The following is a 12,918-nucleotide window of genomic DNA, read 5'->3' as shown; positions in this document are numbered from 1 at the left end:
CTAAGAAGAGGGTACCTCACAATCGTTATCAGAAAGTCGGATATATATTAAGTTGTTGTAATGACCGTATGTTCATCAGCTAACACCGTATTTGGAAACACTTCCTTCGCTTCGGCAAGCAATTGCTCCATCACTTCGTCTTCTTTGTAACGCGAACTGAAGTGAGTCAGTGCAAGCTTCTTCGCATGAGCGTTCTTGGCGGCGGTTGCCGCCTGCTTTGCTGTACTGTGGCCGAAATCATGGGCATTATCCTTCTTATCCTCCAGAAATGTAGCCTCATGAACGAACAAATCCACATTGCGTGCCAGCCGGACGGCATTGTCGCATGGACGGGTATCACCCAATATCGCGACAGAGCGTCCAGGAATCGGCGCACCTACTACCGAAGCCGCGAAGACAAGCTCTCCGTTCGGCAGCTCGATATCCTCTCCTCGCTTCAGCTTGCCGTACATCGGCCCCGGTGGAATTCCTTTCTGCTGCAGCAGTTCGAACTTAAGCTTTCCTGGTCGATCTTTCTCTTGCACACGATAACCAAAGGACAGGACCCGGTGCTCAAGCGGAAGTGCGGTGACCGTGAATTGATCATCCGACCAAATTACACCCGGTTCAATTTCTTGAATGCGCAATTCATAAGGCAACTGTGTTGCGCTTACGGCGAATGTGGTATGTATGAACTTCTTTAACCCTTTCGGACCGAATACAGTCAGAGGAGTGACTCCGCCCTGATAAGCCCGGCTTGACAACAATCCAGGCAGGCCGAATAGATGGTCGCCATGCAAATGGGTAATGAAAATGAATTCACATTTGCCCAGCTTAAGAGGACTGCGGAGAACTTGATGCTGCGTTCCTTCTCCACAATCGAACATCCAGAACGAACCTCGCTCTTCATAGAGGCGCAACGCCATACTACTGACATTCCGGCGCGTCGTCGGCATGCCGGCCCCTGTTCCCAAGAAATAGATATCCATGTCTCATTACACTTCCTAATCTATAATCTCCATTAATATTAAACTACATTAATACTGTAGCTTTGTCATTATTTCTTTAACCTCGAAATATCATTGATGAAAAAAGCCTCCGCACCACCATTTCTGTTGGTGATGCGGAGCTTTCAACGAATCTATATATATTATGCTTTATCCACGTTAAAATATTGCCCCTGAGGATGGGCGAACACCATTGCGGTTACCGATGCTTCCGGTTCCATCATACAGCCTTCCGTCAACTGCACACCGATGTCCTCTGGCTGCATCAAGCGGAAAAGCGGTTCTTGATCCTCCAGATTCGGACAGGCCGGATAACCGAAGGAAACACGTACCCCTTGGTATCTTGCTCCGAATCGTTCCTTCATCGTCATCTCTTCTGGGTCTGGAATGCCCCACACTTCGCGCATCATGTGGTGAATGCGTTCCGCGAGCCCTTCAGCAAGTTCCAAGGCAACAGCTTGCAGCGCGTGCAGGCGCAAATACTGACCTTGCTCCTTCCATTCCTCCGCACGCTCACGCACGTTTTTGCCCGCGGTGACAACGAGGAATCCGACATAGTCCATCATACCGCTATCTTTGGTTCGCAGGAAGTCGGCTAAGCACAAATACGGTTCCACCTGTTGTCTCGGGAATGTAAAGGTATGCAGAACCTCATTATTATTTTCCGGATTGTAAACATGGATCGAGTCCCCTTCGGATTGTGCCGGGAAAAAGCGATACATCGCATTCGCTTGCAGTACACCATCCTGAGCCCCTTCAACCAATATTTGATCGACTGTTTCCTTTAGCTCCACAGTCTTCGGATCTTGTTCCCGCAGCCGCTGCTCCACCGATCCTTTCAGACCAAGGTGATGCCCGAGCAGCATCTGCATGTTCACATATGGAACGACTTGCGGAATCGGAATATTCCGCAGTACGTGCCGTTCCAGATCCGGCGGGAGATATACGGGCGCTTCCTTGATTGCGGATCGAACCGCACGCGTCAGCTTAGGCAGCTTCGTGTGCTCCTCCTCTTCACGCGCAAGCCGTTCCTTGTGCGCACGCAATTCGCTGACGAGCCGCTGTCGTTCACTAACGTCCATTAGCTTGTTCGCCAAGTCAAGACCTTCCATCGCATCCTTCGCATACAGCACAAGGCCGTCATATTCCGGACTGATGCGATTTTTGGTAAACTTGCGCGTAAGCGCAGCTCCTCCGACCATAATCGGGACGTCGATACCGGCATTGCGCAAATCCTGGGCCGTGATGACCATCTGTTGAGCTGATTTTACGAGCAGACCTGACAGTCCAATCGCGTCCGGCTTCTCCTTGCGGTATGCTTCAATCAATTGTTCCGGCGGTACTTTGATGCCCAAATTGACGATATGATAACCATTGTTCGCAAGAATAATTTCCACAAGGTTTTTCCCGATATCATGCACATCGCCCTTGACTGTCGCCAGCAATATCTTTCCTTTGACAGCGGACTCGTTCTTCTCCATGTACGGCTCAAGGAAGGAGACCGACGCTTTCATCACTTCCGCACTTTGCAGCACCTCGGCAACGATAAGTTCATTATTGTTGAACAACCGGCCGACTTCTTCCATTCCCTTCATCAGCGGACCGTTAATGATTTGGAGTGAACTATATTTAGTTAACGCCTCGGTTAAGTCGGGAATAAGTCCTTCCTTCGTCCCTTCTACCACGTATGAAGCGAGACGCTCTTCAAGCGGCAAATTGTTGGTCTTCTCTTTCTTCTCCACCTTGCGGTTCCGGAATGCCGCTACAAAGGCAGCTAACGTGTCATCATTCGTCTCATATAAGAGTGCTTCTGCAAGCTTACGTTCATGGTCCGGTATAGAGGCGTATCGTTCAACCTTCTCTGTGTTCACGATAGCATAATCTAGTCCCGCTCTCGTACATTCGTACAAGAAGACGGAGTTCAGCACTTCACGGCCAGCTTCCGGCAGTCCGAACGATACATTGCTGACACCTAGTACCGTTTGACAGCGCGGCAGCGCTTGTTTTATGATCCGAATTCCCTCAATCGTTTCTTTCGCAGAACCGATATATTGCTCGTCACCGGTACCTACAGGGAATACCAACGGGTCGAAAATAATATCTTCAGGCTGTATCCCGAAGTCATCTACCAATATATGATAAGATCGCTTTGCTACTTCTAACTTGTCCTCACGTGTAATCGCTTGGCCTCGTTCATCGATCGTTCCAACGACAAGAGCAGCGCCATATAGATGTACGAGCGGGACTACCTGCTCGAATTTATCTAACCCATCCTCTAAGTTAACGGAGTTAATAATCGCTTTGCCTTGCGTATGCTTCAACGCGAGCTCAAGCACTTTCGAGTCGGTCGTATCAATGACGAGCGGTACTTTCACCTTCTTCACAACTTCTTGCAAGAAGATCTCCATATCGACAGCTTCATCCCGATCAGGGTCTTGCACACAGACGTCAATGACGTGCGCGCCGCTCTTCACTTGGGCTCGGGCGATTTCCGCCGCCTCTTCAATCTTACCTTCAGCGATCAATCGTTTGAACTTGCGTGAACCGAGAACGTTCGTCCGTTCACCGACCATATATGGACGGCCTTCATTTTCAATATAGACGGTATCGATACCGGATACGGCCGGGGGATGCTCACCATAGTTCGTACGAGGCTGATATTGGCTTAACGCCTCAGACAGCGCTCGAATATGTTCTGGTGTCGTACCGCAGCATCCGCCCGCAATGTTCAGCCAGCCCTGCTCGGCAAACGAGGCAATCTTCCGTGCCAGCGAATCCGGCGACTCATGGTAGAGTCCATTCTCGTCCGGCAGACCCGCGTTCGGGTAACAGCTCACGGCAGACTTGGCAATTGATGCTAACGTACGTAAATGGTCGCGCATGAACTCCGGACCTGTCGCACAGTTCAGACCGATCGAAATTGGCTTCAGATGCTCCAATGAAATATAAAATGATTCAATGTTCTGACCTGCGAGCGTCGTCCCCATCGGTTCAATCGTGCCGGAAATCATTAGCGGCAAAGTCTTGCCCGTCGCTTCAAAGGCCCGTTGAATCGCAATAGAACCTGCTTTCACATTGAGCGTATCTTGAGAAGTTTCTAATAGTAACGCATCCACACCCGTTTCAATGAGTGCCACAGCCTCTTCATAATAGCTGTCAATCAACATATCGAACGTGATTCCGCCTGTCACCGACAATGTCTTGGTCGTAGGTCCCATCGCGCCCGCTACATAGCGTGGCCATTCCGGCGTGCTGTATCTGGCCGCAGCTTCCACCGCGAGCTTCGCTGCTGCCACGTTCAACTCACGAGCTCGGTCTTGAAGATCATATTCGGCTAATACGACACTAGTCGCTCCGAACGTGTTGGTCTCCAAAATATCAGCGCCTGCTTCGAGGTATTGTTCGTGTATTCGTGAAATAACATCAGGACGAGTCAACACGAGCATTTCATTGCAACCATCCAAATGCTCGCCCCCGAAATCATCCGGAGTTAAGTCAGCCTGCTGGATCATCGTCCCCATGGCACCATCTAAAATGAGAATTCGTTCTTGAAGTCGTTCTTGTAAAGTTGGTTTCCTCATCCCTCTGCCCACCCTCTATCTAAATGTTAGAACCTAGTTTAACAGATGTGGACCAATTAGGAAAGGATCGCATGTCCTCCATTGTAAATTGTTTCTTGCCCATTCATTTCCTCTGTAATATAATACGAAATAATAAATATCGGCAGGGAAACGAGGGATTGGCATGGCACAGATTCGAATCCGAAACACGAATGAATTGATCACTGGTGAAGAGAACGTTCGCTCTTTTTTGACCGTTCAAGGCGTATTATACGAGCATTGGGATCATAACAAATTAGACGAAGCACTTCGCGAGAAATTTGTGTTGACCGATGAAGAGAAGCAAGTCATTTTGCGTACGTATGAAGAAGAAATCCGCGACTTGGCCGCGCGCAGAGGTTATCAGACCTGGGATTTGATTTCTCTATCTGATGCTACGCCCAACATTGAGGAGCTGTTGAAGAAGTTTGAACAGCTTCATACGCATACTGAGGACGAAGTACGTGCCATCACAGCCGGCAACGGCATATTCATCATTAAAGGCAGCGATGATATAGGCTACATGGACGTAATACTTGAGGCAGGCGATGTCATTTCTGTTCCCGAAAGTAAGCCGCATTACTTTACGCTCATGGAGAACCGGCAAATCGTCGCAGTACGTTTATTTATTGAGACCGAAGGCTGGATTGCCCATCCGTTCGAGGATAACGCATTTCAGAAAGCGTAATGAACTTATCCAGCTTGTTATTCTAGGCAAAAAAAGCGGTCCTCCTTGATTAGGTGGACCGCTTTTTGTATAACAGACAACAATTCAGCCTGCCTTCATAAGACAGTCAGCGTTACATATATGTAAATATAATTGTCCGCGTGAATCATTGCAGCAGCAGCTATTTCACCTCGAATGTCTTCTTCGGCATCGAGTGCATATCACGCGCCGTCACATGTGAGATGACATTATAGGTACCTGGCTTCTCGAACGTATGCTCCATTTGATAAGTGCCATCTTCCTTTAACGTCCCTTCAGCTCTTTCATGCTCTTCGCCTTCCATCCAGTATTCAAACTCGACCTTATCCGCATCATCCACCGCCTTATCGCTCTGCGTCACACGTGCAGAAATGATAATCGATTCCTTAGCCTTAACCTCATCAGGAACTTTCAACTCCACTTTAATCAGATCAGGAATCGTGCCGTCGGCGTTGCTGCCGCCATGATCACCGTGCATCGCATCACCCGGTTGATCAGTATGCTGATCATGACCCCCGCCATTGCCGCACCCTGCCATAAGCAAAGCAGCGAAACTCAATGCGAGAACTGCTTTTTTCCACATTAATACATTCACTCCTTCAGTCCATTTCCAACTTGTCTTGTATCATTATAGACAACATTACCCATATCGTGATGACTCGATAGGGCTAATTCAGGTCAGTTTGTGTGGCGATTCAGTGACATTTGTCACATTTTACAAGAGAATACGTTAAATTAAATAAAAAAGCCTGCGATCTTCGCAGACTTCATGTGCGTAAAATGAGTATTAGTGCTTCTTCGAATCGATCTCATCGATAACGGCAAACAACTCCGACAAATGAGAAATTTCATATTCAGGATGGATGTCGCCGGTGAGCTTCACCCCTTTGCGGTTGAGCCAGGCATGGTGCATGCCGACATTGTATGCTCCTTTTATATCGGTCGTCAGCTTATCTCCGACCATGAGCCCTGCGCTTGGCGCAATATCCAACAGAGACATCGCATGTTGAAACAAGCTAATTGCCGGCTTCCCTTCTGGATAGTTACCAGAAATGACAAGGTGATCGAAGAACGGAATAATGTCTGGTACACCATCCAACTTTTCTTGCTGCAGATCGGGGGACCCGTTCGTAAGCAAAAGCAGCGGATAGCGCGTCTTCAATTTGCGAAGCACCTCATATGTCTCTTCATAGACATAAGATCTGGCTCTACGCTCTTTCATGAATTGCTTAGCCAATTCGGCACCTAGCGCCTCGTCTTCAACACCGACTGCTTTTAAGCCTTGGGTCCATGCCGACTGGCGATACATCGGCGCCAATTGTTGCAGCATGCGAAATTCCTGATGTTCACCACCCGTAAAATGTCCCCACAACGCTTCAAATGGATTGATACCGATATTTTGTGTAAAGGAATACGTTTCATAAGACGCGTACAGATCTCGGGCCGCTTGACGAACTTCTGCTTCCAATTGATCTGGAATCGCTCCCGACTTGGACTGGGCGTACTGACATGTCGCCGCAAACGCCTCCTCCACGCTCCGCTCGTCCCATAATAACGTATCATCTAAATCAAACAGTACAGCTTGAATGGACATGTCGGATCCCTCTCTTACATTGACGTAATGCATATCAACTCTTTATCTCATCGTTACTTAACTGAACCGGTTGATTTCGATTCTTCCACGAACTCGATGCGATGCTGCTGTGCAAAGCTTTGCAGCCGTTTGCCCATCGTATCCGTATCATACCGATTCATCGTGCGTGAAAAGACCCAGCTGGAGCCCTTTCTGCTATGTTCTATAACAACATAACCAGGTTGTGCCACAATCTTCGTAATCTCTTGAGCCGGCAACGTCCGAATCCGGTTCCATTTAATCGTCGACAGCTCACCCTTGCCGATTCGGAGGAAAGGTCTTCTTAGGAAGAGAATAATCCCCAACCCCAGATAACAGAAGACCGTTACCCAATATAACGTCGGCGACTGGACATCCGTCATTGCTCCGCCAAGAAAGGCGTAGATGATAGTGAATCCTATGAGCACCATTGGCAGGATATAGCTGCGGCCTTTAAATTCTTCAAAGGCGACAGTGCTAGTCGACATCATCGATTTCCCTTGCTTCTTACGCTGCTTGTTCAGTTGTGTGCTGTTACGACGCACCTTGCGTTCCCAACTGCGAGACATGAATGTTAGCCCCCTTATTATTGCGACAATAAGACGTTGATGTACCTAATAAGCTCTTGCCTAATTGAATTTCAATATAATAATCGATGCAATTCCGGACAAAATCCGGTAATTACACCGACTTGGTCTATCGCTTACATTAATGAACAAGCCCGCCGGACCCGCCCTTTTCGCCCATTTGTTCTTCATCTTCAACAAAGCGAATCGTATCCAACTGGTTACGGACTTGCTTCCGGAATAAAGACAAATATTGCTCTCGCAGGCGCGCACGTTCCGCTAACTCCGTCTCGTTTAATCCTTCAGTTTTCTGCTTGCGGGCAAGCTCGTTTATTCGTGCGATCAATTGATCGATATTCATTGTCGTACCTCCATGTTTCTAAGCATATCTTCTACTTTGACATGGCAGGTCAAGCTTGTCAAGCAAGCGTATCGACTACAATCGCCATGGAGAAAGAATACAAAAATACATAGAAAGAGACCCATATTGAGTCTCCCGTTAAGCTTTAATATAAATGGTGAGTTATTGAATCATATTATAATTACTCTGTACAGTATGGCTAATGAACATCCCCGTATTACGAGCAGATATGTAGTGACCACTTAATATGTGATTTGATTACATCAATGAAAGAAAGACAATTCCCTATTCTAACCCCAAAGGCACAAGTATGACATCTCCCGCCAACAGCGTATGTCCTTCTATATCATTCAATACGATGATTTCATAAATGTATTGACGAATATCCATATGCTCTGGTTTGTAAGCAGCAGCAATAACCCATAAGGAATCTCCTGGCTGGACAAGCACCCGTTCCACTGCGCTCTCCATTCCTACCTGCTCCTGCACATCATCGTTCCCCCACGCTTGTACAATGCTGCCGCATGTGACGAAAAAGAGAGCGATCGTAAAGACGATAAGACGAAGTCGACGTATATGTATTGAACGACGTTGCTTTCCTCTACCATTGCTGGCAGCAGTCGATACATTATAAATTGAACGATAAGTTGTATACATCATCTATCCCATCTCCCCAAACACTTGTTCTATTACTTTCGCAAATAATTTAACACGAACACTTGTTTGAGTCAATATATTTTTAGAACATTAGTTCTCATATCATTCGTCTTTTTCTCCTTCCTATTCACGCCCGAATAAAAGAGAACGCTTAAAAAGCGCGAGTTTATGCATTTTCCTTAGAACTTATGTTTGTACGAACGGAGGTTCTATGGTATAATTTTGACAAAAGAGTATTCATTGGAGTTGATACCCTTGTCTAAAATATCCAGTCGTCAACAAGCGATTCTTGATTTTATACGCAATGAGGTTCGTGGTAAAGGTTATCCACCATCGGTTCGCGAGATTGGCGAAGCGGTTGGCTTAGCCTCCAGTTCTACAGTGCACGGTCATCTGGATCGCCTTGAGAAGAAAGGCTTCATTCGTCGCGATCCGACGAAGCCCCGTGCAATTGAACTGCTTAGCCATGAACAATCCGAGCGTACGAATGAATTCACCCAGTCTGTAGCAAGAATTCCGGTAGTGGGTAAAGTAACGGCGGGTGAACCTATTACGGCAACCGAGAATATTGAAGACTATTTCCCGTTACCTACACATATGGTTGGGGACGACGAGAACGTGTTTATGTTATCTGTCATTGGTGACAGTATGATCGAAGCCGGAATACATAACGGCGATTATGTCATTGTTCGCCAGCAGCAGACTGCTAATAACGGAGATATCGTCGTAGCGATGACGGAAAACGATGAAGCAACGGTCAAGACTTTTTATCGCGAGAAAGACCATGTCCGTCTTCAACCCGAGAACCCGACATACGAACCTATTCGTCTGAAGCATGTGACGATTTTGGGTAAGGTCATTGGTTTGTTCCGAGATTTCCATTAACAAAACACAGCCTTTGGTTCTCCTCATAGGTGAATTATCGGCTGTGTTTTTATTTTCAAAAGCTAAATTTGTTATTTCCATTTATACGCTGCTTTTCTCGCACGCCTGTTGATCTTCTTAAAACATATTCCAGTTTCAGCGTCGTATTTTTACGCTGTTCTTCCCTCTCCTATCGGCTGCCATGACAATATACGCTCCATCTTGAACGGACGCCATCCACTCGAACGCAAACAAGTCGCATGAACAGTGCCATCACTGATTTTGTGAATGATAATACGGCGCTTCGTGATGTCGCCATGTCTGTCTTCATAAATGATCTCAATTGCTCGACCAATATAATGTTCAAGAAGCATGTCACTTCACCTCCATTCAGAACGTTTGTTCTTATTATATGCGAAATTCTATTCTGTCTCCAATAGAAAAAACAACCAGCTCCCCGGGTTCGTTCAGCATCTCCTCTTGTAGCAAAGGTCCCTGTTTTAAGGCTCAGACTATTTTCATTCACTTTATAGACCAGCCACCCTGTTTCTTTCTTCAAACGTTCTGCTGCAGCGTTTTGATCGGCTGCACTAGCAAAAGCACCTGGCTTGCAACATTGCAAGAAAACTGTTATATGTATTGATGGTTACAATATGAACGGTCGTGTAAGATTTCTTTATTGCAGCAATATTTGCAGGAGGCAGTAAAAGTGAAAAGAACTTTACGTTTATTAGTGGTATTAGTCTTTTTCATTATGCTCCTTAGCGCGTGCATGGTGACTGAAGAAATAATATCTACATCTAAAAAGGCAGATACGGACCTATACTACGTTCAAATTAAAGGCACTGGCAAATTAATTGACAATTATCGCGAATACACATTAAAAGGTTGCGATATACATGGTACTGAAAAGAATATCACCTTTATAAGTTCTAAACCGAATGGAGGACCACTTAAAGAAAACGCGTTCTTGTGTCTATATATAAAGAAAAGCAAGGATGATAGTTCTCCAGAAGTAGTTTCTTATGAAGAAGTTAAAGAAGAGCAATTACCTCAAATAGTAAAAGATAAACTTGGTATCAGATAATTGAAAAAAGTGTGAATAAAGAACCGTAGGATGCCTGCGGCTCTTTTCTCCTCACATTGTTTAGTTGCGGAAGTGACTTCGCGCACTACACCATGTTCACAAGTAAAGACATATGATAAACCATTCTATTTCACTTTTTCAAAGCATGAGCCAATAATCGTTCGTTTATAAAAAAAAGATGACTCCTGATGAATACCAGAAGTCACCTTCTGCAGTCTAGGCCATCGTGTTTTTCAAACCGTCACAATAAGGGTTATAATACATTTTTTCCGCTTGTCGTACTTAACTTAAAAAGTAAGATATAAAAATCTGCTAGGATTTATTAGACCAATGCACAGGATCTTTAGAGATCGGCATGAGGTGATACACCCCGTACGTTGCACCCACTTTTACAAGATCATCGTAATTCGAAATACTAATAGATGTTCCATCCGCTTTTTTTATAGTAGTCTTCTTGGTAACCGGGGAGTTCATATCAATTGCGTTTCCGCGAATATGATCCGAATCAAGTGCAGGGGCGGCCACAATGCTGTATGCGGCAACCATTTCAGCAGCAGCGTTTTTGGATTTAGTATATTTGCTATCATCATTTGGATGTACCCATTGAATATTGACGCCGCTCATTGAAGGAACATCTTTAGGACTGATTTGCCCTTTGCTAATTTTGTATGAATAATGCATAAGATATGCTCGTTCTTTTGGTCTTAACGTAGAAGTCACTGTAACCGTAATATTGGCATCCTTCATCGCTTTAATGAACTTCTCAACTTTAGGTTTGAATTCACTGCTCAAATCACTGACGCTTGCAGAATTAGGAAATTCTTGAACCCATCTCTTCCCGCTTACACCACTGTAAGTAGATGACGCTCCAAATGCTGTTGCAGGCACAACAAGTGATAAAGTAAGAATCAGCATAACAGCAATTTTAAATAGCTTCATATTAATACCTCCTAAAATATTGTTATTTTTTGCCTAATCCAAACATACCAAATAATCTCTATTTTTGATATAGTTTTCAAAAAATTAATATATTTGAAAATGAAATAGAGCCGTGACTCCCTACGGCTCTTCTCTTCTAGCAATGATTATTTGCGTGTATGGCTTCGTACACTATACATTTTCACAACCTGAAATCTATACGATAAGCTAAGCTCCTAGTTTATTCTAACTGCCCTGTAATCACCTCAAGCACTGTTTTCAACCTTTTCAGAAAACAGGAATCTATTTGCGCGATTTTCAATACACTTTATATTATAATTACCTTATTCAAGGAGGTTTTTTATGAAAATAAGAAAACTATTGCTTATCTCTTTACTTGCTTTCAGCATGTTCCCACTCGCGGCTGGTGCAAATCCGGTACAAGATTCCGACACCAAATTAACGCATTGACCCTCCTCCCTGGTCACTGTTTAGAGCTCGGAGGAGATTTCCATGCGTTTATCTCATTGCTAGCAAAACAAAAAAAGCACCCGCAGGTGCCTATAAAACCATCGCTAATTATCATAAACTCATTTTTCTAACGAAGGATCTACAAGATAAATACTATATACATCAGATGGATCAGAGAAAACTTTCGCTTCGATTACAAAAAAGAGTGTAGCACCCGCAGGGATATATAAATTTGGAATATAACGGACTTTGCCGTCTTCAGCTGCATATAGTTTGGTGGTTTCTTTCCCGTCTTGGTAACGAATCATAATACCCAAATCGTAATTTCCTTCTCCGGTTTTATAAAGTAATAGATTAATCCAAGCCTGTTGATTAACCATCAAATGGTAGAAAAAGAGCCGTCAACCCGGTAAAATGTTTGTACCCCTACAAACGACCGGAAGGTGACGACTCCATGAAAAAGTCTAACACGATTCTCCCAATTCTTCAAACTGTTCTAACGTCCCAGGAAGTCGAATCTATCGTCGAGGCGGTTGGCTATGTCGATAAGGCGCGAAAATTCACAGTCTATCATTTGCTTCAATATTGGGTTGCCGCAGCCAGTGAAGAATGGTCGGGGTATCGTTTCGGCGCGGATCATGCTGCCTGTAGTGGCTTGTCTCCTGTTCATTATTCCTGTTTTTCCGGCAAAGCAGCCGATGTGCCGTTTGTATTTAAAGAGCTGTTTCAACTCCTTGTCCGAAAATGTAATCGGGAAACGAGACGGAAGTTGGCTTTTCCCAAGGAACTGCTGCTGATTGACTCGACGACCATGACGGTTGGGAAAAGCCGTTTGCCATGGGCTCCCTACCACGGAGAACGGGCTGCGGTTAAACTGCATGTTGCTTTGCGGGCGCAAAACGGACAGCCACTTGGCGTCACGGAAACGATTGGCGCAAGACACGATGGGCCCGTATGCGAAACGTTGGAGAACCCAGACTTTATTATGGTCATGGACCGTGCTTACGGCAAACTGGAACGATTGGATCGTTACAAGCAAGACGGGCAATCCTTTGTCGTTCGGCTTCGCGACAATGTTCATTTCGAAAAAC

14 protein-coding genes are annotated in these 12,918 nt (G+C 45.4%); 4 read left to right on the top strand and 10 right to left on the bottom strand.

Going from position 1 to position 12,918, the window contains the following annotated elements; all coding sequences use genetic code 11:
• Positions 1–47: 47 nt before the first annotated feature.
• Positions 48–968 (bottom strand): ribonuclease Z, encoded by a 921-nt coding sequence (rnz, locus tag LQV63_RS22360; RefSeq protein ID WP_019423863.1) that lies wholly within the window; start codon positions 966–968, stop codon positions 48–50.
• A gap of 161 nt (positions 969–1,129) precedes the next feature.
• A complete protein-coding gene (metH, locus tag LQV63_RS22355; RefSeq protein WP_019423862.1) occupies positions 1,130–4,567 on the bottom strand; it encodes a methionine synthase in 3,438 nt (1,145 codons plus the stop codon).
• 163 nt (positions 4,568–4,730) lie between these two features.
• On the opposite strand from metH, the gene LQV63_RS22350 reads away from it, so the two are divergent.
• Positions 4,731–5,273 (top strand): cupin domain-containing protein, encoded by a 543-nt coding sequence (locus tag LQV63_RS22350; RefSeq protein ID WP_019423861.1) that lies wholly within the window; start codon positions 4,731–4,733, stop codon positions 5,271–5,273.
• A gap of 160 nt (positions 5,274–5,433) precedes the next feature.
• On the opposite strand, the gene LQV63_RS22345 is transcribed toward LQV63_RS22350, so the two are convergent.
• The 5 genes from LQV63_RS22345 to LQV63_RS22325 all read right to left on the bottom strand — a co-directional run bounded on the left by LQV63_RS22345 (position 5,434) and on the right by LQV63_RS22325 (position 8,490).
• Entirely contained in the window at positions 5,434–5,874 is a 441-nt protein-coding gene (locus tag LQV63_RS22345) for a FixH family protein (RefSeq protein ID WP_019423860.1), read from the bottom strand.
• A 204-nt stretch (positions 5,875–6,078) separates the two neighbouring features.
• Positions 6,079–6,885: an HAD family hydrolase gene (locus tag LQV63_RS22340; protein WP_019423859.1), complete on the bottom strand. Its 807-nt coding sequence runs from the start codon at positions 6,883–6,885 to the stop codon at positions 6,079–6,081.
• Positions 6,886–6,938: 53 nt separating this feature from the next.
• Positions 6,939–7,472, bottom strand: coding sequence for a hypothetical protein (locus LQV63_RS22335; protein WP_019423858.1), 534 nt, complete (start codon positions 7,470–7,472; stop codon positions 6,939–6,941).
• A 139-nt stretch (positions 7,473–7,611) separates the two neighbouring features.
• Positions 7,612–7,830, bottom strand: coding sequence for a DUF896 domain-containing protein (locus tag LQV63_RS22330; RefSeq protein ID WP_019423857.1), 219 nt, complete (start codon positions 7,828–7,830; stop codon positions 7,612–7,614).
• Positions 7,831–8,115: 285 nt separating this feature from the next.
• Positions 8,116–8,490 (bottom strand): LysM peptidoglycan-binding domain-containing protein, encoded by a 375-nt coding sequence (locus tag LQV63_RS22325; RefSeq protein ID WP_233698367.1) that lies wholly within the window; start codon positions 8,488–8,490, stop codon positions 8,116–8,118.
• A gap of 252 nt (positions 8,491–8,742) precedes the next feature.
• Here LQV63_RS22325 and lexA point away from each other — a divergent pair, with 252 nt between their 5' ends.
• Positions 8,743–9,372, top strand: a complete 630-nt coding sequence (gene lexA, locus LQV63_RS22320) for a transcriptional repressor LexA (RefSeq protein WP_019423855.1) — start codon at positions 8,743–8,745, stop codon at positions 9,370–9,372.
• Positions 9,373–9,521: 149 nt separating this feature from the next.
• Here lexA and LQV63_RS22315 read toward each other — a convergent pair whose 3' ends face one another.
• Positions 9,522–9,725, bottom strand: coding sequence for a hypothetical protein (locus LQV63_RS22315; RefSeq protein WP_019423854.1), 204 nt, complete (start codon positions 9,723–9,725; stop codon positions 9,522–9,524).
• A gap of 335 nt (positions 9,726–10,060) precedes the next feature.
• Here LQV63_RS22315 and LQV63_RS22310 point away from each other — a divergent pair, with 335 nt between their 5' ends.
• On the top strand, positions 10,061–10,438 hold the full coding sequence (locus tag LQV63_RS22310) for a YxeA family protein (protein ID WP_233698366.1): 378 nt from the start codon (positions 10,061–10,063) through the stop codon (positions 10,436–10,438).
• A 312-nt stretch (positions 10,439–10,750) separates the two neighbouring features.
• On the opposite strand, the gene LQV63_RS22305 is transcribed toward LQV63_RS22310, so the two are convergent.
• Together LQV63_RS22305 and LQV63_RS22300 are read right to left on the bottom strand one after the other, a co-directional pair.
• Positions 10,751–11,377: a D-alanyl-D-alanine carboxypeptidase family protein gene (locus LQV63_RS22305; RefSeq protein WP_019420419.1), complete on the bottom strand. Its 627-nt coding sequence runs from the start codon at positions 11,375–11,377 to the stop codon at positions 10,751–10,753.
• A 569-nt stretch (positions 11,378–11,946) separates the two neighbouring features.
• Entirely contained in the window at positions 11,947–12,144 is a 198-nt protein-coding gene (locus tag LQV63_RS22300; RefSeq protein ID WP_233698365.1) for a hypothetical protein, read from the bottom strand.
• A gap of 137 nt (positions 12,145–12,281) precedes the next feature.
• Here LQV63_RS22300 and LQV63_RS22295 point away from each other — a divergent pair.
• A partial coding sequence (locus LQV63_RS22295; RefSeq protein WP_233698364.1) for a transposase occupies positions 12,282–12,918 on the top strand: 637 nt, incomplete at its 3' end.

The organism is Paenibacillus profundus, from assembly GCF_021369635.1.
In the GTDB taxonomy this organism is placed as follows: Bacteria; Bacillota; Bacilli; order Paenibacillales; family Paenibacillaceae; genus Paenibacillus_B; species Paenibacillus_B profundus.
The sequence above is the reverse complement of the archived record's forward strand: the minus strand, read 5'-3'. Positions and strand labels throughout refer to the sequence as shown.

Coding starts and splice junctions, on each gene's coding strand:
- LQV63_RS22345 (WP_019423860.1), bottom strand. CDS start 5,874: ATGTGGAAAAAAGCAGTTCTCGCATTGAGTTTCGCTGCTTTGCTTATG.
- LQV63_RS22350 (WP_019423861.1), top strand. CDS start 4,731: ATGGCACAGATTCGAATCCGAAACACGAATGAATTGATCACTGGTGAA.
- LQV63_RS22325 (WP_233698367.1), bottom strand. CDS start 8,490: ATGATGTATACAACTTATCGTTCAATTTATAATGTATCGACTGCTGCC.
- LQV63_RS22335 (WP_019423858.1), bottom strand. CDS start 7,472: ATGTCTCGCAGTTGGGAACGCAAGGTGCGTCGTAACAGCACACAACTG.
- rnz (WP_019423863.1), bottom strand. CDS start 968: ATGGATATCTATTTCTTGGGAACAGGGGCCGGCATGCCGACGACGCGC.
- LQV63_RS22330 (WP_019423857.1), bottom strand. CDS start 7,830: ATGAATATCGATCAATTGATCGCACGAATAAACGAGCTTGCCCGCAAG.
- LQV63_RS22315 (WP_019423854.1), bottom strand. CDS start 9,725: ATGCTTCTTGAACATTATATTGGTCGAGCAATTGAGATCATTTATGAA.
- LQV63_RS22340 (WP_019423859.1), bottom strand. CDS start 6,885: ATGTCCATTCAAGCTGTACTGTTTGATTTAGATGATACGTTATTATGG.
- metH (WP_019423862.1), bottom strand. CDS start 4,567: ATGAGGAAACCAACTTTACAAGAACGACTTCAAGAACGAATTCTCATT.
- LQV63_RS22305 (WP_019420419.1), bottom strand. CDS start 11,377: ATGAAGCTATTTAAAATTGCTGTTATGCTGATTCTTACTTTATCACTT.